Origin of the sequence: Streptomyces sp. NPDC056169 (assembly GCF_042268445.1) — a bacterium.
In the GTDB taxonomy this organism is placed as follows: Bacteria; Actinomycetota; Actinomycetes; order Streptomycetales; family Streptomycetaceae; genus Streptomyces.
The window spans coordinates 232,221-248,495 of the sequence record NZ_JBHJUO010000011.1; the positions used below are offsets into that span (position 1 = coordinate 232,221).

General features: G+C 70.7%; 31 protein-coding genes. 30 read left to right on the forward strand and 1 reads right to left on the reverse strand.

From position 1 onward, the window contains the following. Positions 1 to 104: 104 nt before the first annotated feature. Complete coding sequence (locus ACFC0G_RS19950) at positions 105 to 485, reverse strand: XRE family transcriptional regulator (RefSeq protein ID WP_376404948.1); 381 nt, start codon at positions 483 to 485, stop codon at positions 105 to 107. 554 nt (positions 486 to 1,039) lie between these two features. Here ACFC0G_RS19950 and ACFC0G_RS19955 point away from each other — a divergent pair. The 30 genes from ACFC0G_RS19955 to ACFC0G_RS20100 all read left to right on the forward strand — a co-directional run bounded on the left by ACFC0G_RS19955 (position 1,040) and on the right by ACFC0G_RS20100 (position 16,255). Beyond that, positions 1,040 to 1,270 (forward strand): hypothetical protein, encoded by a 231-nt coding sequence (locus ACFC0G_RS19955; RefSeq protein WP_376404950.1) that lies wholly within the window; start codon positions 1,040 to 1,042, stop codon positions 1,268 to 1,270. Between the two features lie 87 nt (positions 1,271 to 1,357). Continuing rightward, positions 1,358 to 1,618 carry a hypothetical protein gene (locus ACFC0G_RS19960; RefSeq protein ID WP_376404952.1) on the forward strand — a complete coding sequence of 87 codons (261 nt, stop codon included), beginning with the start codon at positions 1,358 to 1,360 and terminating at the stop codon, positions 1,616 to 1,618. Beyond that, complete coding sequence (locus ACFC0G_RS19965; protein ID WP_376404954.1) at positions 1,615 to 2,460, forward strand: hypothetical protein; 846 nt, start codon at positions 1,615 to 1,617, stop codon at positions 2,458 to 2,460. Before ACFC0G_RS19960 ends, ACFC0G_RS19965 begins: the two co-directional genes overlap by 4 nt. Next, positions 2,457 to 2,807: a hypothetical protein gene (locus ACFC0G_RS19970; RefSeq protein ID WP_376404956.1), complete on the forward strand. Its 351-nt coding sequence runs from the start codon at positions 2,457 to 2,459 to the stop codon at positions 2,805 to 2,807. Before ACFC0G_RS19965 ends, ACFC0G_RS19970 begins: the two co-directional genes overlap by 4 nt. Then, positions 2,804 to 3,169, forward strand: coding sequence for a hypothetical protein (locus ACFC0G_RS19975; RefSeq protein ID WP_376404958.1), 366 nt, complete (start codon positions 2,804 to 2,806; stop codon positions 3,167 to 3,169). The genes ACFC0G_RS19970 and ACFC0G_RS19975 overlap by 4 nt, the downstream gene beginning before the upstream one ends. Beyond that, the gene (locus ACFC0G_RS19980; RefSeq protein ID WP_376404960.1) at positions 3,166 to 3,462 is read left to right on the forward strand and encodes a hypothetical protein; all 297 of its coding nucleotides are present in this window, start codon (positions 3,166 to 3,168) and stop codon (positions 3,460 to 3,462) included. The genes ACFC0G_RS19975 and ACFC0G_RS19980 overlap by 4 nt, the downstream gene beginning before the upstream one ends. Then, positions 3,455 to 3,703: a hypothetical protein gene (locus tag ACFC0G_RS19985; protein ID WP_376404962.1), complete on the forward strand. Its 249-nt coding sequence runs from the start codon at positions 3,455 to 3,457 to the stop codon at positions 3,701 to 3,703. The genes ACFC0G_RS19980 and ACFC0G_RS19985 overlap by 8 nt, the downstream gene beginning before the upstream one ends. After that, entirely contained in the window at positions 3,700 to 4,749 is a 1,050-nt protein-coding gene (locus ACFC0G_RS19990; RefSeq protein ID WP_376404964.1) for a YqaJ viral recombinase family protein, read from the forward strand. Before ACFC0G_RS19985 ends, ACFC0G_RS19990 begins: the two co-directional genes overlap by 4 nt. Further along, positions 4,746 to 5,522, forward strand: a complete 777-nt coding sequence (locus tag ACFC0G_RS19995; protein ID WP_376404966.1) for a hypothetical protein — start codon at positions 4,746 to 4,748, stop codon at positions 5,520 to 5,522. The genes ACFC0G_RS19990 and ACFC0G_RS19995 overlap by 4 nt, the downstream gene beginning before the upstream one ends. Beyond that, positions 5,519 to 6,220 carry a 3'-5' exonuclease gene (locus tag ACFC0G_RS20000; RefSeq protein WP_376404968.1) on the forward strand — a complete coding sequence of 234 codons (702 nt, stop codon included), beginning with the start codon at positions 5,519 to 5,521 and terminating at the stop codon, positions 6,218 to 6,220. Before ACFC0G_RS19995 ends, ACFC0G_RS20000 begins: the two co-directional genes overlap by 4 nt. Then, positions 6,220 to 6,585, forward strand: coding sequence for a hypothetical protein (locus ACFC0G_RS20005; protein WP_376404970.1), 366 nt, complete (start codon positions 6,220 to 6,222; stop codon positions 6,583 to 6,585). Before ACFC0G_RS20000 ends, ACFC0G_RS20005 begins: the two co-directional genes overlap by 1 nt. Continuing rightward, a complete protein-coding gene (locus tag ACFC0G_RS20010; protein WP_376404972.1) occupies positions 6,582 to 7,175 on the forward strand; it encodes a hypothetical protein in 594 nt (197 codons plus the stop codon). The genes ACFC0G_RS20005 and ACFC0G_RS20010 overlap by 4 nt, the downstream gene beginning before the upstream one ends. After that, positions 7,172 to 8,023, forward strand: coding sequence for a hypothetical protein (locus ACFC0G_RS20015; protein ID WP_376404974.1), 852 nt, complete (start codon positions 7,172 to 7,174; stop codon positions 8,021 to 8,023). The genes ACFC0G_RS20010 and ACFC0G_RS20015 overlap by 4 nt, the downstream gene beginning before the upstream one ends. Continuing rightward, positions 8,023 to 8,319 (forward strand): WhiB family transcriptional regulator, encoded by a 297-nt coding sequence (locus tag ACFC0G_RS20020; protein ID WP_376404976.1) that lies wholly within the window; start codon positions 8,023 to 8,025, stop codon positions 8,317 to 8,319. Before ACFC0G_RS20015 ends, ACFC0G_RS20020 begins: the two co-directional genes overlap by 1 nt. Next, positions 8,316 to 8,525, forward strand: a complete 210-nt coding sequence (locus tag ACFC0G_RS20025; RefSeq protein WP_376404978.1) for a hypothetical protein — start codon at positions 8,316 to 8,318, stop codon at positions 8,523 to 8,525. The genes ACFC0G_RS20020 and ACFC0G_RS20025 overlap by 4 nt, the downstream gene beginning before the upstream one ends. Next, a complete protein-coding gene (locus tag ACFC0G_RS20030; RefSeq protein ID WP_376404980.1) occupies positions 8,522 to 8,896 on the forward strand; it encodes a hypothetical protein in 375 nt (124 codons plus the stop codon). Before ACFC0G_RS20025 ends, ACFC0G_RS20030 begins: the two co-directional genes overlap by 4 nt. 5 nt (positions 8,897 to 8,901) lie before the next feature. Next, on the forward strand, positions 8,902 to 9,717 hold the full coding sequence (locus tag ACFC0G_RS20035; protein WP_376404982.1) for a DUF2303 family protein: 816 nt from the start codon (positions 8,902 to 8,904) through the stop codon (positions 9,715 to 9,717). After that, positions 9,717 to 10,019, forward strand: coding sequence for a hypothetical protein (locus tag ACFC0G_RS20040; RefSeq protein WP_376404984.1), 303 nt, complete (start codon positions 9,717 to 9,719; stop codon positions 10,017 to 10,019). Before ACFC0G_RS20035 ends, ACFC0G_RS20040 begins: the two co-directional genes overlap by 1 nt. A gap of 10 nt (positions 10,020 to 10,029) precedes the next feature. Continuing rightward, the gene (locus ACFC0G_RS20045) at positions 10,030 to 11,808 is read left to right on the forward strand and encodes an AAA family ATPase (protein ID WP_376404986.1); all 1,779 of its coding nucleotides are present in this window, start codon (positions 10,030 to 10,032) and stop codon (positions 11,806 to 11,808) included. A gap of 46 nt (positions 11,809 to 11,854) precedes the next feature. Next, complete coding sequence (locus tag ACFC0G_RS20050; RefSeq protein WP_376404988.1) at positions 11,855 to 12,235, forward strand: HU family DNA-binding protein; 381 nt, start codon at positions 11,855 to 11,857, stop codon at positions 12,233 to 12,235. Continuing rightward, entirely contained in the window at positions 12,232 to 12,771 is a 540-nt protein-coding gene (locus ACFC0G_RS20055) for a hypothetical protein (RefSeq protein WP_376404990.1), read from the forward strand. The genes ACFC0G_RS20050 and ACFC0G_RS20055 overlap by 4 nt, the downstream gene beginning before the upstream one ends. Continuing rightward, positions 12,768 to 12,944 (forward strand): hypothetical protein, encoded by a 177-nt coding sequence (locus ACFC0G_RS20060; protein ID WP_376404992.1) that lies wholly within the window; start codon positions 12,768 to 12,770, stop codon positions 12,942 to 12,944. The genes ACFC0G_RS20055 and ACFC0G_RS20060 overlap by 4 nt, the downstream gene beginning before the upstream one ends. 28 nt (positions 12,945 to 12,972) lie before the next feature. Continuing rightward, positions 12,973 to 13,302 carry a hypothetical protein gene (locus ACFC0G_RS20065; RefSeq protein WP_376404994.1) on the forward strand — a complete coding sequence of 110 codons (330 nt, stop codon included), beginning with the start codon at positions 12,973 to 12,975 and terminating at the stop codon, positions 13,300 to 13,302. 74 nt (positions 13,303 to 13,376) lie between these two features. Then, positions 13,377 to 13,559 carry a hypothetical protein gene (locus ACFC0G_RS20070; protein WP_376404996.1) on the forward strand — a complete coding sequence of 61 codons (183 nt, stop codon included), beginning with the start codon at positions 13,377 to 13,379 and terminating at the stop codon, positions 13,557 to 13,559. 50 nt (positions 13,560 to 13,609) lie between these two features. Next, positions 13,610 to 14,269: a hypothetical protein gene (locus ACFC0G_RS20075; RefSeq protein WP_376404998.1), complete on the forward strand. Its 660-nt coding sequence runs from the start codon at positions 13,610 to 13,612 to the stop codon at positions 14,267 to 14,269. Next, positions 14,266 to 14,541, forward strand: coding sequence for a hypothetical protein (locus tag ACFC0G_RS20080; RefSeq protein ID WP_376405000.1), 276 nt, complete (start codon positions 14,266 to 14,268; stop codon positions 14,539 to 14,541). Before ACFC0G_RS20075 ends, ACFC0G_RS20080 begins: the two co-directional genes overlap by 4 nt. A 100-nt stretch (positions 14,542 to 14,641) precedes the next feature. After that, entirely contained in the window at positions 14,642 to 15,016 is a 375-nt protein-coding gene (locus tag ACFC0G_RS20085) for a hypothetical protein (RefSeq protein WP_376405002.1), read from the forward strand. After that, positions 15,013 to 15,543: a hypothetical protein gene (locus ACFC0G_RS20090; protein WP_376405004.1), complete on the forward strand. Its 531-nt coding sequence runs from the start codon at positions 15,013 to 15,015 to the stop codon at positions 15,541 to 15,543. Before ACFC0G_RS20085 ends, ACFC0G_RS20090 begins: the two co-directional genes overlap by 4 nt. A gap of 2 nt (positions 15,544 to 15,545) precedes the next feature. Then, positions 15,546 to 16,031: a hypothetical protein gene (locus ACFC0G_RS20095; protein WP_376405006.1), complete on the forward strand. Its 486-nt coding sequence runs from the start codon at positions 15,546 to 15,548 to the stop codon at positions 16,029 to 16,031. Positions 16,032 to 16,033: 2 nt separating this feature from the next. Continuing rightward, positions 16,034 to 16,255: a hypothetical protein gene (locus ACFC0G_RS20100; RefSeq protein WP_376405008.1), complete on the forward strand. Its 222-nt coding sequence runs from the start codon at positions 16,034 to 16,036 to the stop codon at positions 16,253 to 16,255. The last annotated feature ends 20 nt before the right edge of the window (positions 16,256 to 16,275 follow it).

Below are 16,275 nucleotides of genomic sequence, written 5' to 3' on the forward strand. Positions count from 1 at the left end.
CGACCACTCTGCGTACACCAAGCACCCGGAGAATCACGGGGAGTGGTGGGGTCCATTTTTGTTAGACCCGCAAGGGCGGCACACGGTTGTAGCCGCGCGGCCGACTACTGCTTATTCGCCTCGCCGAGCGCGCGCATCTCGATGAGCTTGGCGCGCTGCTGCTCTTCAGTGAGACCCCGGAAGAGATCCAGAAGGCGCTGCTCGGCCTCCTCGTCGAGGGGGCCGGGCGCGGCCCTGCGTGCAGCGGCGAAGATGCGCTCTTCGGTGAACTTCGGGAAGGCGGCGTGGAGGGCGCGGAGCTTCTCGGGGTTCGGGCCGCGGGAGCCACCACGCTTACCCAGCTTCCAGGCGTTGACCGTGGCCGGCGCGACTTCGATGGCGCGCGCGATCGCGGACTGGCTCACCTTGTAGGTGGACTCGATGGCCTCGATCAGCTGCGCCAGGTTTTCGGTGCGCTCGGCAGGGGTTTCCACATGGGTAACCATGCCTGTGGATCTTCTACTTTTGCAAGTAAAAGTAGAAGCATGGCGGGATCGCGCGACGGCGCGTGACCTCCCCGTCGCGCGCCGTCGCGCATGGCATATGCGGCGAGAATAGAACAGCCATTCGATACCCGCCAGCGACTTACTCAACCTCACCGAAACTCACCGCGACTCACCGAGACTCACTTGACGAGCTGACACTGACACAGTAGAAATGTGTCAACGACGACGGGGAACCCGTCGCCAGCCACACGACCAGCGCGAGGCGTACATGACCCACCTGCTCCGCAAAGACCACGGCAAGCCAATCCGCAGCGCAATGGAGCGCCACGGGCTCACCGGGGAGAAGCTCGCAGCGGCCACAAAGAAGGTCGACGCGGCGGGGCGCGGGATCAGCCTGGCAACGGTCTCGAAGATCACCGGACGCGGCGAGACGGCAGTCGACAAATGCCGCCTCCGGACCGCGTGGCTCATGGCCACGGTCCTCCGCGAACCGCTCCAGGAGCTCTTCGACATGCCCTCAGTTTCAACTGACACAGTGGAAAGGTCTAGCCCCCATGGCGACTCAGACCCTCGCTGATCGCACCGAGGTCCTCCGCCCCACCGGCATCACGCCGCTCCTCACCACCGCCCAGCTGATGGCCCGCTACGGGGTCAGCAACTGGACGGTCAACGAGTGGGTGAAGTCGGGCTGCCCCCTGGAGCCCACCGCGTTCCGGGGCCGGCGCTTCGACATCGACAAGGTCCGCGCCTGGATGTCCGAGCAGTCGCTCGACACCGCTGCCTGACCCAAGAAAAACGGGGCCGCCTCGAACCCAGCCCGGTCCGAACGCAGCCCCTCGGAATCCCACACACCCAAGAAGGAGTGGAACCCCGTGAACACCAACCCTACCGACCTTCCCGGTCAGACCGCATTCACCAACCACATCCCCGTCGAGCTCCCGGCCACGCCGGTCGAGCTGTTCCAGTCGGAGGACGGCAAGGAGTGGCGCCTCGCGGGCCACGACGAGGAGGGTGGCCGGCTGTTCGTCCCGGCGCACCTGGACCCGGCGAACGTTGCGCGGTGGCTGTGGGCCGAGGAGTCGTACCTGGTCGAGGCCGTGGGCGCGTTCTCGCCGGTGGAGCGTGCGGCGTGAACGCGAAGCGTGTGGCTGCGGCAGCTGGTGTGGTCCATGCCGCGATGCAGACCCGGCAGACGGCTGCGGGTATCGCGGTGGCTCTGGAGTCGGCGTGTCTGCTCCAGTCGCCGGAGTCGGCGGCCGAGCAGGTCGAGCTGCGGAAGACGTTGGAGCAGCGCACGGAACTGCTGCGCGAGGTCCAGAAGATCGCTCGCCAGCGGACGGCCGAAGCGAAGGGCCGGAAGGCGCACGGCGACCGGCTGAAGTCGGAGAACTCCCGACTGGTGGCCGAGGTGCACGAGGCGCGCAAGGAGGTCCGCGCGGTCCGGTCGTGGGTCTCCGAGAACACTCCGTTCTCCGGCAGTGTGCCCGGCCAGGTGCTTCGGACGCTGTCGTGGCTGCGTGAGTCCCGGGACATGAACGCGGGCTGGCTCCAGGACAAGTCTGTGCGCGGCCGGGAGCTGCTTCGGGAACTGATCGCCGTGAACGCGGACCGGGATCGGTTGGAGAAGGAGCGGCACTCGACGAACGAGTCGCTGAGCGACGCGGCCGAGGCGCTGCGTGTCCAGCGGGACCGGATCGCCGAGCTGGAGGGCGAGCTGCGCGCGACGATCGGACACCGCGACTACTGGCACGGCGAGTTGATGCATGCAGATGCCCGGATCGCTGAGCTGGGTGCCCGCCAGGCACGGAAGCCGTGCGGCCGGGAGCTGTCGACGGGCCTGCCGTGCCCGGACCACCCCCGTTCCCTTCTGGCCCGGCAGCAGGAGGACCCGCACGACGGGCCGCTCGCCAGCCGGTACGCGATCCCCCACGACCTCCCCACCACCACGATCGAAGTCACCGGGAGCGCCCTGTGAGCACCGACCGCACGCCCATCACCGGGCCCATCCCCATCTACGTCGAGACCACCCCGGCCGCCGTCGTCCTCGACATGGCCGCGCTCACGCGCCTCGTCGTCGGCGACGTCCTCGACGCGCTTCTCCACCCGGAGGACACGAGCGCGTGGGACCGGCTCCACGAGCTGGCCGAGGCGCCGGCCGCGACGGACAACCGGCTCCCGTACGAGGAGCTCGTCGAGCAGATCGCGGCGGCCGCATCGTCGAAGGTCCCGCTGTACGGCACGAAGGCCGTCGAGTTGTCCCGCGAGCTCGCGTCGCGGTCCTGGACCCGGCCGGTCCCGAAGCAGATCCGGAGGGCGTCGTGAAGAACACCCTCCGCCTGCGCGGCACTCTGACCGTCACCCCGCAGTCCAGCCCGCACTGGGGCCCGGCCGAGCACGCCCACGAGACGGAAGCCTTCCGGACCTCGGTGTGGCCGGCCGTCCAGAAGCTGATTGCCGAGGAGTTCCCCGGCTGTGGCGTCGTCTTCGCCGCCGACTCCGTGGCGGTGTGCTCGCACTGCGGCCTGTTGTGGGAGGAGTTGACCGCCGACGAGGCGGCCGACGACTCCACGAACGTCGACGCCCGCAGCATCGAGGGCGAGCCGGTGTGCTGCGGCAAGGCGATCGAGGAGTTTCGGGCCGAGCGCGGTATCCCGATGCCGAGCTGGACGGGCGGTGCCGCATGAGCAGCGCCCGCGCCGAGATCCTCCGCGCTCTCCAGTACGTCGGCCACGGCCCCGTGAGCGCCGCCGGTGTTCTGGCTCGCGCCGACAAGGAGCCCCGCGAGACCACGCCCAACCCCGACTTCCGGGAGACGTTGGCCGGTGGTCACGCCCTGATCGTCGAGTACGGCGACTGCGAGCTGATCGGCTCGTGCCAGTGCGGCGCCGAGCTCGGTCGTACGACGCCGGACGCCAGCCTCGACACCTTCGTCCCGGGCTGGGAGCGCCACAGCATGACGGAGGTGCCCCGTGGCTGAGCCGATCACCGCCCGCCGCACCTGGCTTCTCACCGAGATCCGCCGCACTGGCGGCGTGTGGACGGTCCGCCGCGTGGAGGCCGTGATGCACGGGAGCCCGTGGCCGACGACCGGCCGCAACACGTCGAGGAAGGACCTGCGGGCGCTGGCCGCCCACGGGGCCCTCGTCGCCCTGGACGACCGGGAGACCGGCCGCCGCACGTACACCGCGAAGATCCTGAACCTGAGGAGTGCCGCATGACGACGACCGCGCAGGCTGGGGCCACCACGGCCCCGGCCGCCGGCCGCCGGGTCACCCCCACCGGCCGCCTCATCCTCTCCGCCGACGCCGACCGCGACGTCTGGCTCTACGCCCGCCGCGCGGGGCTCGGCTCCAGCGACATCGCCGCCATCCTCGGCATCAGCCGCTACGGCAACGCCCTCTCCGTCTACCACGACAAGACGGGCGGCCTCCCCATCGACGGCGACGACTCCGAACCCGCCCTCTGGGGACGGGCGTTCGAGGAGACCGTCGCCCGCGAGTGGGCCCGCCGCAACCGTTCCGTCGTCCGCCGCGTCGGCCTCGTCCAGAACGTCGACCGTCCGTGGCAGATGTGTACCCTCGACCGCCGCGTCCTGGAGTGCCCGCTCGCCGACGGCCGCGAGAAGTGCGCCGTCGAGATCAAGTGCCGCGACAAGATGAAGGCCGGGGCCTTTCGGCGCGGCGTCGCCGACGACGTCCTCGTCCAGACCCTGTGGCAGGCCGACGTCTGCGGCTTCGACCACGTCCACGCCGCCGTCCTCATCGGCGGGAACGACTACCGGCAGTTCGTCATCCGGGTCGCGGACCACGCCGACCTGATCGCCGACCTCCGCACCGCCGGCGCCCTCGCCTGGCAGCAGATCACCGACCGGCGCCCGCCGTCCGTCCCGGGCGACGCCGACCCGGACGTCCTCCTCGACCTGTACGACCGGCTGTACGCCGAACGTGACGGCGAGATCGACATCACCCGCGACGTCGACACCCAGGACGCCGTCGGCGACTACCTCGACGCCCACGCCGACTACGCCGCCGCCGAGCGCCGGAAGAAGGCAGCCAAGGCCCGGATCCTGTCCGGCCTCGGCGGCGCGGAGGCTGCCTCGGTCCTCGGGTCCCGATTTGTGTCCCTCGACGAGCAGTCCCGCGAGCACTGCGACGTCAAGCGGCTCGCCGAGCGCTGGCCAGACGCCTACGCCGACTGCGTCGAGGACCGGGTGTCCCGCCGCCTGACCATCCCCCGCTCTGTCCGTGAGGAGCACACCTCGTGACCACCATCGCTGAGCGCGCGGCCGCCGCCGCCGGACGCGCCGACAACCAGCCCGCCGCCGACGCCTCGCCCGCCCAGGCCCCGGAGCAGCTGCACGACCCTGGCATCCCCGAGCCTGGTCCCGACGGCCCCGAGCAGATTCCGGTGCACGTCGCGTGGTCCAGGGTGATGGGCACCGTACGGGGCATCGCCAAGGGCGCCTGGTACGGCGAACCCAATTCGCGTGGCAGCTACCAGTTCCGTGGCGTGGACGCCGCTCTCAACTCCTTCGGCCCGGCCTGCCGCTTGCACGGCGTACTCGTCCTGCCGGTGCGTACTGAGGCCTCGTACCGCGACGTGAAGACATCGACGGGCAAGAACTCCCGTGAGTGCACCGTCACGGTGACGTACCGCATCGTCGGTCCCGCCGGCGACTTCATCGAAGTGCAGTCTGTCGGTGAATCGATGGACTCGGCTGACAAGGGAACGGCCAAGGCCCTGTCCACCTCGCTTCGGTCGCTCCTGCTCCTGGGCGGTCTCGTCCCGACCGCCGATCCCGATCCGGACTCGGTCAACGTCGAGCGCGGAGAAGCTGCCGTCCGCAGCGCCGAGGACTACCGCGACGAGATCCTCAAGTCGGGAACGTCCCGCCAGCGTCTCGCCCAGATCAACTACGAGATCAAGCAGATCGGCCACTACGACACGCTCGTGCAGAACGAGGTCGGCGACGAGGAGAAGCTTGGCGCTTTCCTCTTCCGGATCGGCCAGGAGCGCATCCAGGCAGGTGCCGAGTGAGCTGGCACCTGGGCCGCATGGCTGGCTTCGATCTGGAGACCACCGGCATCGACGTCGAGCAGGACCGCATCGTCACCGCCACGGTGGTGCAGTGCGGCGGCGGACAGCCCACCGTGGCCGCGAACTGGCTCGCCGACCCCGGGATCGAGATCCCCGACGGCGCAGCCGCCGTACACGGCATCACCACCGAGAAGGCGCGCGCCGAGGGGAAGCCGGCGGCCGAGGTCGTCGCCGACATCCTCGCCGCGCTCGGGCAGGTCATCGCCTCCGGCGTGCCGATCGTCGCGATGAACGCCCGCTACGACCTGACCCTGTTGGACCGGGAGGCCGCGCGACACGGACTCCCCCCGCTCCCGGACGGACCGGTCATCGACCCGCTCGTCATCGACAAGTACGTCGACCGTTACCGCAAGGGCCGCCGCACCCTCACGGCCCTCTGCGAGCACTACGGCGTCCCGCTCGGCGCCGCCCACACCTCGGACGCCGACGCGATCGCCGCGTGCCGCGTCGCCTGGCGGATCGGCAGCACCCGCCCCGAGCTGGCCGCCATGCCACTCGAAGGCCTCCACTACGCCCAGGTCACGTGGGCCGGAGAGCAGGCCGCCGGCCTCCAGGCCCATCTCCGCAAGACCGACCCGGCCGCGTACTGCCCGCCCGAGTGGCCGCTCATCCCCCGCCAGCAGACAGGAGACCGCTGATGTTCACCTCCTCCCGCCGACTCCGAGCCGCGAACGACGCGGTGCGCGCCGCCTCGGCCAAGGTCATCGAGCGTGACGCCCGCATCCGCGAGCTGGAGACGAACCTCGCCTCCGCTCAGGACCGCACGTACGAGCTCGCCCGGGGCCGCGCCGACGTCAACCACGTCATCCAGCTGGAGAAGCAGGTGGAGACGCTCACCACGACCGTCTCCCAGCTCCGCAAAGGGGTCGTAGACGACGCGCTGACCGCCGAGCTCCGCCGTCAGCTCACGCTGGAGAAGCGCGCCAACCGTGACCTGCACGACCGGCTCGCTGTCCTCCAGGCCGCAAACTCCGGCATCTCCGAGATCCGGGTGATCGCGTGAGCCTCACCCAGACCCCCGCGGCCGGGATGACCCGCCTCCCGGCCGCGGGCGCCAAGCGCCTCTACCGCGTCGCCGGACTGGACATCAGCCTCACCGGCACCGGCATCTCCACCATCGGCGGCACCACGCGTGTTCCGACCGCCGGCCGCCGCGCCGACTCGCTCGCCGACCGGGACACCCGCCTGCGGTTCATCACCGGCCGGGTGATCGAGGAGGTCGGCACGGTCGACCTCGTCTGCGTCGAAGGGCCGGTCAGCTACCAGCAGCCCGGCGGCTCCACGTGGGACCGGGCCGGGCTGTGGTGGCGGATCGTGTCCAGCTTCGTCGGCCGCGAGATCCCCGTTGCCGTCATCCCGCCCACCTCCCGCGCGAAGTACGCCACGGGCCGGGGCAACGCCCGCAAGAACTCAGTGCTGGAGGCCGCGCAGCAGCGGTACGGCGCAATCCTCCCGACGGACGACGAGGCCGACGCACTGATCCTGCGCGCCATGGGCCTCGACTGGCTCGGCCAGGCCCTCGTGTCCGTCCCGGACGGCCACCGCGCGGCGCTCGGTGGAGTCCGCTGGCCCGAGATGGCGGTGGCGTCATGACGTTTCGCCAGAACGTCGCCGACATGCTTCACGCTGGGCACTCTGACCGGGCCATCGCCCGCGAGCTGCACGTCGACTGGACTACGGCCGCCACCACCCGGACTGCCCTCGGCCTGCCGAAGGCCCGGCCCGGCAAGAAGCCTGCCGCCACGCTCCAGGACGCGTTCCATGCCCACGTCCAGAAGGGCCGCGACGGCCACATGCAGTGGACGAGCCGCGTCCAGAAGAACGGCGTCGCCGCCTTCCGGTGGCAGGGCCGCCAGTGGACCGCCTACCGAGCCGCGTTCGAGATCCACCACGGGCACGCACCCGTCGGAAAGACACTCCCCGCCTGCGGCAAGCCCAAGTGCGTCGCACCGGCCCACATGCAGGACCAGAACGGCCGCACCGGGAGCACCCGAACGGCCGCCGAGGCCCGGGCGGCTGTGGCCGCCAAGCGCACTGTGCCGCGCGCCGTCATCGCCGACATGCTGACCGCCGGCCACTCGATCTCCGAGATCCTGCGGACCCACAAGGTCAGCCCGGACCGCGTCCGCGCCGTCCGCGACGACCTCGGCATCCCCCCTCACCCGCCCGGTGCCAAGCCCGAGCCCATCGAGCAGACGTTCCGGCGCCGCGCGATCCCCACCGCAGACGGGCACCTCGTGTGGCCCACCACGGACTACCACATCAAGACCGTCGAGGGCGGCTCCCTCAGCGCCACCCGGTACGCCTTCCAGCAGCGGCACGGCCGCCCCCCGGTCGGCAAGGTCCTCCCCGGCTGCGGCACCGCGCGCTGCGTCCACCCCGACCACGTCGAGGACCGACCCATGCGCGACCGGTACGCCGCGATCTTCGGAGGCGCCTGATGGAGACCCGAGGCATCAACACCGAGCAGGCCACCGACTGGCGAACGCTCGCCGCCTGCCAGTACGTCAAGCCCGACGACATGTTCCCTGACCCCGGCAACAAGAAGGCCGTCGTCCAGGCCAAGCAGATCTGCGGCCCCTGCCCGGTCTGGGACTCCTGTCTCACCGACGCCCTGGCCACCGAGGGCGGCAAGACCAAGGACAACCGGTACGGCATCCGCGCCGGCCTCACGCCGACCCAGCGGTACAACCTGCACCACCGCAACCGCATGCGTGACCAGAAGGCCGCCGCATGACGGGCCCTCAGCAGGTGGCCGGCGCCCTGTTCATCGACTGCGGCCAGCAGCTGAAGAACCTCACCTGGGTCCGGCCGCCTCGCGCCCGCTACGAGTGCCTCACCTGCCGCACCGTCGAGGGCCCGGTCGTCGGCGCCGCCGCCGTCACCGCCTTCGTCCAGACCATCCGCACGAAGCACCAGCACCGTCAAGGAGCAGCCGCATGACCGCGATCCAGCCCGAGACCAGCACCGACGAGCAGGCCACCGCGCCCGTCGCCGCGTTCCTCGCCAGCCACCTCAACGGCCGCACCGACGAGGAGCTCTCCCGCGAGCTCCACGGCCTGCTCGAAGCCGTCCGCACCCATGGCAAGAAGGGCTCGCTCACGATCACGATCGTCGTCGACCCGCCGGCCAACGGCGTCGACAGCGCGCCCATGCCGATCGGCGTCGAGTCCACGGTGAAGGCCCCGAAGCCCACCCCGGTGAAGTCCTTGTACTTCCTCGACGACGAGGGACAGCCCGTCCGCGAGGACCCCCGCCAGCTCGCCATGGACTTCCGCACCGCGCCCGCCACCACCGAGTTCAAGAAGGCCTGACACCCATGACGATCGACACCTCCGACAACGTCCGCGCCCTCGTCGCCGTCGCCCAGCAGGCCGCCGCCCCGGTCGCCCTGGAACCCGGCAAGTACCACGTCGTCCACACCGGCGACCGCATCCACACCGTCGACCTCACCACCCCCGAGGCCACCGGCGTCCCGGCCCGGAAGTCCGGCACCACCACCGTCCGCGACGCCGCCAGCTTCGCCGCCTACTACGGCAAGCACGCCGACCCGAACACCGAGGTCTACGCCGACGCCGACCGACTCACCGTCACCGCCGTCCTCGACGCCCACACCACCACCTCCCCCCGCTGGTCCGGCCACCGCCTGACGCTCTCCCTCCGCAAGACGAAGGCGTGGGAGCAGTGGATCACCAACGACGGCAAGCTCATGGGCCAGGAGCTGTTCGCCGAGTTCCTGGAGGACCACCTGCCGGAACTCCGGAGCCCCGACGCCGCGACCATGCTGGAGATCGCCCAGTCGTTCCAGGCCACGAGCAAGGTCGACTTCACCGCCGGGACCCGGCTCGCCACCGGTCAGCGCCAGTTCAGCTACGTCGAGAACACCCAGGCGCGGGCGGGCCAGAAGGGCCAGCTCGTCATTCCTGAGGTCTTCACCATCGGCCTCGTCCCCTTCGAAGGCTCCGGGGGCTACGAGCTCACTGCCCGGCTCCGGTACCGCATCCAGGAGTCCCAGCTGCGGATCGGCTACAAGCTGGAGCGCCCCGACGACACGGTCGCCGACGCGTTCGCCGACGTCGTCGAGAAGATCCGCGAGCAGATCGAGCAGCCGATCATGAACGGCACCCCGGCCTGATGAGCCGGCCACGCGCGACGGGCGCCGCCGACTCCCGGTGCCCGTCGTGCGCGGCCCCCGCCCTCACCCAGTGGGTCGGCACCGTCGCCGCCCTGAAGGTCACTGCGGACCTCACCCCGCTCGCCCCCACCGAGCAGGACGCAGTCCGCGAACCGAACCGGCTCATCTGGTGCCTCTACCGGGCCTCCGCCCACAGCCCGCCCCGGCTCCGCTGGATCACCGCCAGCCACCCCAAGACCTGCGGCCACCCGCACGTCACCGAACACCGCTGCCCGCCCGCCGAGCCGACCACCTTGTTCTGAGGAGCACCACGTGGACAACGTCCGCCCCATGAACCGCGACGCGGCGGACCACGACGGCTTCACCCGGCTCCCCCCGCACAACGCGGAAGCAGAGACGTACGTCCTCGGCAGCTGCATCCACCAGCCCCGCCACATCCCGCTCCTGCGCACCCTCATCACCGGCGCCGACTTCTACCGGCCCGCCCACGAACTGATCTGGAACGTCCTCGGGGAACTCTTCGATGCTGGCCAGCCCACCGAACCCGTCGCACTCGCGCGGGCCCTGGAGAAGCGCAAGGACCTGAAGCGAGCAGGCGGAGCCGCTTACCTCCACACCCTCGCCAACTACTCGTGGCCCGCGCCCGACTACTACGCCGACTTCATCCGAGAGACCGCCGACCTCCGGGCCGCCGAAGAGCTCGGGCGCCGAATCTCCCTGTACGCCAACGAACCGGACGCCGAACCCGCCAAGGTCGTCACCTTCATCGACGACTACCTCACCCGGCAGAAAGAGCGCACCGCCGGCCGATCCGGCGACCCCGCCGACGCGCTCCTCGCCGAACTCCTCGACGCCAGCGCCCTCGACAACATGCCAACCCTGGAGCCCCTCGTCGGCGACCTGCTCCACCTCGACTCCCTCGCCCGGATCATCGGCCCGTCTGGGCATATGAAGTCCTTCGTCGTCATCGACATCGCCGCCCACGTCGGCACCGGCAAGCCCTGGCACGGCCACCATGTCCGGCAGGGCACCGTCGTCTACCTCGTCGCCGAGGGCGCCCGCGGCATCCGCAAGCGCGTCCGGGCCTGGGAGAAGCACCACGGCCTGAAAATGGACAACGTCCTCTTCCTGCCCCGGCCTGTCCAGACCCGCGGGCCCGAGTGGGACACGTGGATCGAGGCCATGCGCCGCCTCGGACCCTCCCTGATCGTCATCGACACCCAGGCCCGCGTCTCCGTCGGCGTCGAGGAGAACTCCAACACCGAGCTTGGGCTCGTCGTTGAACGGCTCGACGACCTGCGGCGCGCCACCGGCGCCTGCGTCCTCCCCATCCACCACACCGGCCACATCGGCGAGCACGGCCGCGGCGCCTCCGCCGCCAAGGGCGCCCTCCAGTCTGAGATGCACGTCTCGAAGAAGGGCGACAACGCCTCCAACATCGTCGTGACGATGAAGGTCGGGAAGCAGAAGGACGACGAGGAAGGCGACGACCTCCAGTTCGGTCTGAAGGTGGTCACCCTCGACGGCGAGCTCAAGGCCGACGGCCGGCCGGTCACCTCCGTCGTCCTGGAGTCCCTGGCCCCGGTCGGACCCGCGCACAACAGCCCCGAGTGGCTCGTCCAGATCCTCGACCGGGCCGACATCCCCCTCGCCTGGGGCAGCCCCCGCGTCATCAAGTGGTGCGCCGAATCCGACATCCAGATGCGCAAGTCGAAGATCGAAGAGGCCGTCAAGATCCGCAAGACGCGGAACACGTTCGACGACCCTCGGAATGCCCGAAATGACCTCCCCCCGAACCTCCCCCGCGATCTTGAAACCACTTCTCCCCGTGATCTTGGGGGGACCCCGGGGGAGTTCAAGCAAAACCCCAGGTCAAACAACCCCCCGCAGACCGGGGGAGGCCGGGGGGATGGCCCTACAAAACCTCCCTCCCCCCGCTCCCCCTCTAGGGAGGGGGGAGGTGCGGGGAGCGAGGGAGAAGAAACCCCCTCCGACACCCCCCACTGCACCGTCTGCGGAGACCCCCTCCACGGCTACCGCCTCACCCGCGGATACGACACCTGCCTCCAACACGACACCCCCGCAGCCTGACCCGCAGCCATCCGGTTCCACCCGACCTCGCGCACAGGAGAGCCCCATGAACCTCGCCATCCCGACCGGCCGTCTCAGCACCACCGGCCTCGGTGAAGCCGTTGCCGCCGAACTTGACATCCCCCTCGCGGACGGCAGCCTCGCCGTGCAGGCCGTGTTCAACGTCATCGCTCGCGCCGTGGCCGGCGGGCACTCGGTGGCCGTCACGAACTTCGGAACGTTCCTCCCGGTTGAACGGGCCGCCCGCATCGCCAGGAACCCCCAGACCGGGCAGCCGGTGACGGTGCCCGCGAACGCGGACGTTCGGTTCCGGGTGTCGCCGGGTCTGCGGGCGACGGTCCGGACGGCGGATCCGGAATCCGCGACGATCCGGAAGAGCCCGAAGACGGTCCAGACCGTGGCGCAGAACGAGGTGACGGGCCAGTGAGCACCCACCGCGTACCTCTGTTCGTAGCCACTCCCGGCTTCCACCGGTTCGCTGGGGCCGTTGACGACGAGCGCCAGGCGCAGCTCGCGAAGTGGGGCGAGCAGAAGCACCCCGACGGCACCGGCCCCCGAGTCCCGGCCATCGTCGGGCGGCTGTGCTTCGCCGATGAGGCCGCCGACTACGCCCGCCTCGAATGCCAGTCCGCCGCCAAGGCCGACGAGGTCACCTGGCGGCACATCCTCGCGGAGGAGGTCCTGGAGGCCCTCACCGAGGACGACCTCGTGAAGCTCCGCGCCGAGCTGGTCCAGGTCGCCGCCGTCGCCGCCGCATGGGTCCGGGACATCGACACCCGGCCGCACCCGATGATCTGCGCCCACTGCGGCCAGCCGATCCCGGTCGACGAGCACCACAACACGTGGCACGGCCCGGTGCCGCTCCCCGGCCAGCCGAACTGCACGGTGCCGCGCTACCACCTCGGCCCGGAGTACCCCGAGTGCCGGAAGGCCGGCAGCCCCGGGGGCGGAGAGAACGCATGACCGCGCCCGACACCGCCCAGTCCATGCCCGCCCTTACCGTCGCCTGCCCGGCCTGCGGCTCACCGCCCGGTTCCTTGTGCACCAGCCACGGCGGCACTCGGCTCCGCCGGAGCGACGTCCACCAGGCGCGCACCAAGGCCTTCAAGGCACAGCAGCCGACCGCCACCGCCTGACCCGCCCACCACGAAGGAGACACACGACATGACCAGCACCCTGCGCCACGCCGTCGACACCAACCTCGGCCCCGTCGAGGTCGATGCGGTCGCCCCCGTCCCCGGGATCCGCGTCTTCCAGCTTCCCGCCGACGTCAGCCCGGACTCGCCGTACCGCTGGATCCTCGCCCACCACGACGGCCCCGCCCTGGCCAGCTTCGAGACCGACGACGCCGCCAAGCGCGCAGCTGAGCAGGCCGGTTCGCTCGTCGACTGGACGCGCAACGCGATGACTGTGGCCAACCTGCTCGGCCCCGGCGGGATGAACGAACTCATGGAGCAGCTCCGGGCCGCGGGTGGCCAGCACCCCAACGCCTGACCCCGCACGCAAGTCGGCCGCCCCGGGGCTATCGGGGCGGCCACCCACAGCATCCCACCACCAGGAGCAGACGCATGAACCGCTACCGCCGTCAGACCATCCGCCAGCTGGCTGCCGAGCGCGCCGCCCGAGAGCTGGACGCCGCCATCGATTCGGAAGTCGCAGTGCGCCTCGGCCTCGACCGCGAGGAGAGCGAGGAGTTCGACGCGGAGATCCGTCGGATCGTCGCCCGACTCCGAAAGCGCGCCTCCGCCTGACCCTCGCCGCCGGGCCGTCCTCCGGGACAGCCCCCACCAAGGAGCACCCCATGGCCTACTTCAGCCCGAAGATCGAGATCAAGAAGATCGTGAACGCCGCGCTTGACGAGGCGCTCCCCACCTGGGAGGCCAACTACGAGCCCGGGAACGTCTCCGACTACCTCATCGGCTACGCCAACAGCGAGGCCGCCGCCAAGGGTGCTGCGCTCGCCTGGCTCCAGTCCCAGAGCGACATCGACCTGGAGACCGTGGAGTGGGTCGAGATGCCGGTCGGGGATCAGCATGACCACTGGTACGACCTGATCCAGAACCATGCCGACGGCATCCCCACGGACACGGGCATCAACGTCCGGCACCGCCTGCCCGCCACGGTCCGGGACGCCGCCCGCACCGTCAGCGGACAGCAGCCCGAGCCGACCGTGGCCGACGCCACAGCGATGCTCCGCCGCATGGCCGCCGACGCCGGACTACCCGTCCCCGCTGTCGGGCAGCCGGCCGAAGCACAACCCGCCGACGAAGCCCACCCGCCGCACACCGGCTGGGTAGTCGAGGTCTACGCCGACGACAAGTGGATCTGCGTCACCGGCGCCTTCGACACCCCTCAGACCGCTGCGCAGCAGCGGGGCCGCATCAAGAAGCGCCACCCTGGCAAGCCCACCCGGATCGTCCGCGAGACAGTCACCCGGACCGTGGAGGACGAGACCCGATGACCCAGCCGAACTCCAGGCGGCCCGAGATCACCCCGCGCGAACGCCTCGCAATCATGATCCGCACCAGCCGGGGCGACATGACCGTCTGGGACGCGCCCGAAGTTCAGGACGCCCTCGACGCGTACCGGGCCGCCGTCCTCCGCGAAGCCGCCGCTCTGGTCCGCGCGGGAGCTGAGGACGGCGACTTCAACGCCCCCGAGTACGGCTCCCACGAGAACGTCCTCGAAGCCGCCGACATGCTCGACCGGACGGCCGAGGAGGCCCGCTCATGACCACCGCCGTCACAGTCCTCGCCTGGCTCGCCGCCGCTGTTCTCGCCCTCAGCCTCATCGGCGCCTGCTACGCCTTCTACCGCGCCTGGAGGGACTGGCGATGAACCTGCTCCTGCCCCTCGCCCTCGTCGCCCTGGTCGTCCTCGGCACCGCCGTACTCCTCGGCCACCCCGCCGCACGACACCGCACCCGCCGCCAACGCTGGCGCCACTGGGCCTACCGCGCCGGAATCCTCTGGGGGCCAGCCTGCGCATGGGCCGGATGCCGCTTCGGCAGCCGCCGCCAGCGCGCCCAACTCCGCGCCGGCCTCCCCGTCATCCGCCCGAGTGCCCGCGACCGCGCCCGGATCGTCGCCTCCCACGCACGCCGCGGTCTCCACGCCGAATGCCCCACCCAGTGCAGCGAGGACCACACCTACCGCCGGCCCTGCGCCCTCGCCCACTCCCGGACCACCCCGAAGGGAGGGCGGTCGTGACCGCCCGCACCATGGCCCTCCGCCTCGACCGCGCCCAACGCCGTACCGAGCGCCGCGACACCCTCCTCGGCCTGCTCGCCCGCCTCGACACCCTCACCAGTGCCGAGCAGGCGCTCCTCGTCGAGTACACGTACGCCGAACTCGCCGCCTCCGACGAGCTACGCCGGACCGTGCAGGGCCAACAGCGCGCGCTCCAGGCGGCCATGGACCGGACCCAGGCGGCCGGGGACACGATCGTCGAGGTCGAGCAGGACCGGGACTTCTGGAAGGAGCTCGGCCAGGGAGCACGGGACGCGGAGCTCCGCCGAACTGCCGAGCGGGACGCCGCCAAGAGCGCCGTCTTCCGCGTCCGGGCCTTCGCCGCCGACATCGACACCCCGACATGGCGCGCGCCCGGCAGCGAAGTCGCGGCACGCATCCGTCTCGCGCTCGACGAGTACCAGGAGCAGCCGCACCGGCACCTCCCGGGCGAGCGCATGGTCTCCACCTGCCCTACGTGCATCACCGCCACCACGAAGGAGAACTGACCATGACCGACACCATCGAAGACCTGAAGCTCGACTACACCCGCGCCTGCAAGACCATCGCCGACATGCACGCCGCCGCCATCGGCCGCAACGACCTCGGCCCCATCCGCGGAGTCGTCGAGGACGTCGCCGACATCCGCGCCGCCATGCTCCAGGCCGAGGAGCAGCGGGACGCCATCTACCGCGAGCGAGCGCACCTCGTCGCCCTGCTCGCCACCCACTACCCCTCCCACATCGGCTACACCGACCCCGACGCCCCCGACTGGGCCGTCCTCATCATCGAAGCCCCCGGCTGCCAACTCTCCTGGCACATCGCCCCCAGGGACATGGACCTCTTCGGCCACGTTCGCGCCACGAGCGTCATCAGCCGGGCCTGGGACGGCCACACCACCGACCAGAAGTACGAGCGCATCCGCACGCTGACCGCCCGTCGTGCGGCCGGCATCCACCTGATGACTGTCCCGCTGACGACCCCGAAGGAGAGCTGACCATGGGATGGGGATCCGGCTACGAAGTCTTCAACCGTGTCGCCGACGGACTCATCAAGGCCGGCGCCACCGACGAGGTCAAGGAGTCCGTCCTCACCGACCTCATCGGCTCGCTCCAGGCAGAGGACTGGGATACCGAACTCGACAGCCTTCAGGACTACCTCGACGACCCCGCGATCGTCCGCGCCTTCGCCGCCCACGACGTCCACTGGCCCGACGAATAGCGACCCAAGCGACTGGCCCC

Coding starts and splice junctions, on each gene's coding strand:
- ACFC0G_RS19950 (WP_376404948.1), bottom strand. CDS start 485: ATGGTTACCCATGTGGAAACCCCTGCCGAGCGCACCGAAAACCTGGCG.
- ACFC0G_RS19955 (WP_376404950.1), top strand. CDS start 1,040: ATGGCGACTCAGACCCTCGCTGATCGCACCGAGGTCCTCCGCCCCACC.
- ACFC0G_RS19980 (WP_376404960.1), top strand. CDS start 3,166: ATGAGCAGCGCCCGCGCCGAGATCCTCCGCGCTCTCCAGTACGTCGGC.
- ACFC0G_RS19990 (WP_376404964.1), top strand. CDS start 3,700: ATGACGACGACCGCGCAGGCTGGGGCCACCACGGCCCCGGCCGCCGGC.
- ACFC0G_RS20005 (WP_376404970.1), top strand. CDS start 6,220: ATGTTCACCTCCTCCCGCCGACTCCGAGCCGCGAACGACGCGGTGCGC.
- ACFC0G_RS20015 (WP_376404974.1), top strand. CDS start 7,172: ATGACGTTTCGCCAGAACGTCGCCGACATGCTTCACGCTGGGCACTCT.
- ACFC0G_RS20020 (WP_376404976.1), top strand. CDS start 8,023: ATGGAGACCCGAGGCATCAACACCGAGCAGGCCACCGACTGGCGAACG.
- ACFC0G_RS20025 (WP_376404978.1), top strand. CDS start 8,316: ATGACGGGCCCTCAGCAGGTGGCCGGCGCCCTGTTCATCGACTGCGGC.
- ACFC0G_RS20030 (WP_376404980.1), top strand. CDS start 8,522: ATGACCGCGATCCAGCCCGAGACCAGCACCGACGAGCAGGCCACCGCG.
- ACFC0G_RS20035 (WP_376404982.1), top strand. CDS start 8,902: ATGACGATCGACACCTCCGACAACGTCCGCGCCCTCGTCGCCGTCGCC.
- ACFC0G_RS20040 (WP_376404984.1), top strand. CDS start 9,717: ATGAGCCGGCCACGCGCGACGGGCGCCGCCGACTCCCGGTGCCCGTCG.
- ACFC0G_RS20050 (WP_376404988.1), top strand. CDS start 11,855: ATGAACCTCGCCATCCCGACCGGCCGTCTCAGCACCACCGGCCTCGGT.
- ACFC0G_RS20060 (WP_376404992.1), top strand. CDS start 12,768: ATGACCGCGCCCGACACCGCCCAGTCCATGCCCGCCCTTACCGTCGCC.
- ACFC0G_RS20065 (WP_376404994.1), top strand. CDS start 12,973: ATGACCAGCACCCTGCGCCACGCCGTCGACACCAACCTCGGCCCCGTC.
- ACFC0G_RS20070 (WP_376404996.1), top strand. CDS start 13,377: ATGAACCGCTACCGCCGTCAGACCATCCGCCAGCTGGCTGCCGAGCGC.
- ACFC0G_RS20075 (WP_376404998.1), top strand. CDS start 13,610: ATGGCCTACTTCAGCCCGAAGATCGAGATCAAGAAGATCGTGAACGCC.
- ACFC0G_RS20080 (WP_376405000.1), top strand. CDS start 14,266: ATGACCCAGCCGAACTCCAGGCGGCCCGAGATCACCCCGCGCGAACGC.
- ACFC0G_RS20085 (WP_376405002.1), top strand. CDS start 14,642: ATGAACCTGCTCCTGCCCCTCGCCCTCGTCGCCCTGGTCGTCCTCGGC.
- ACFC0G_RS20095 (WP_376405006.1), top strand. CDS start 15,546: ATGACCGACACCATCGAAGACCTGAAGCTCGACTACACCCGCGCCTGC.
- ACFC0G_RS20100 (WP_376405008.1), top strand. CDS start 16,034: ATGGGATGGGGATCCGGCTACGAAGTCTTCAACCGTGTCGCCGACGGA.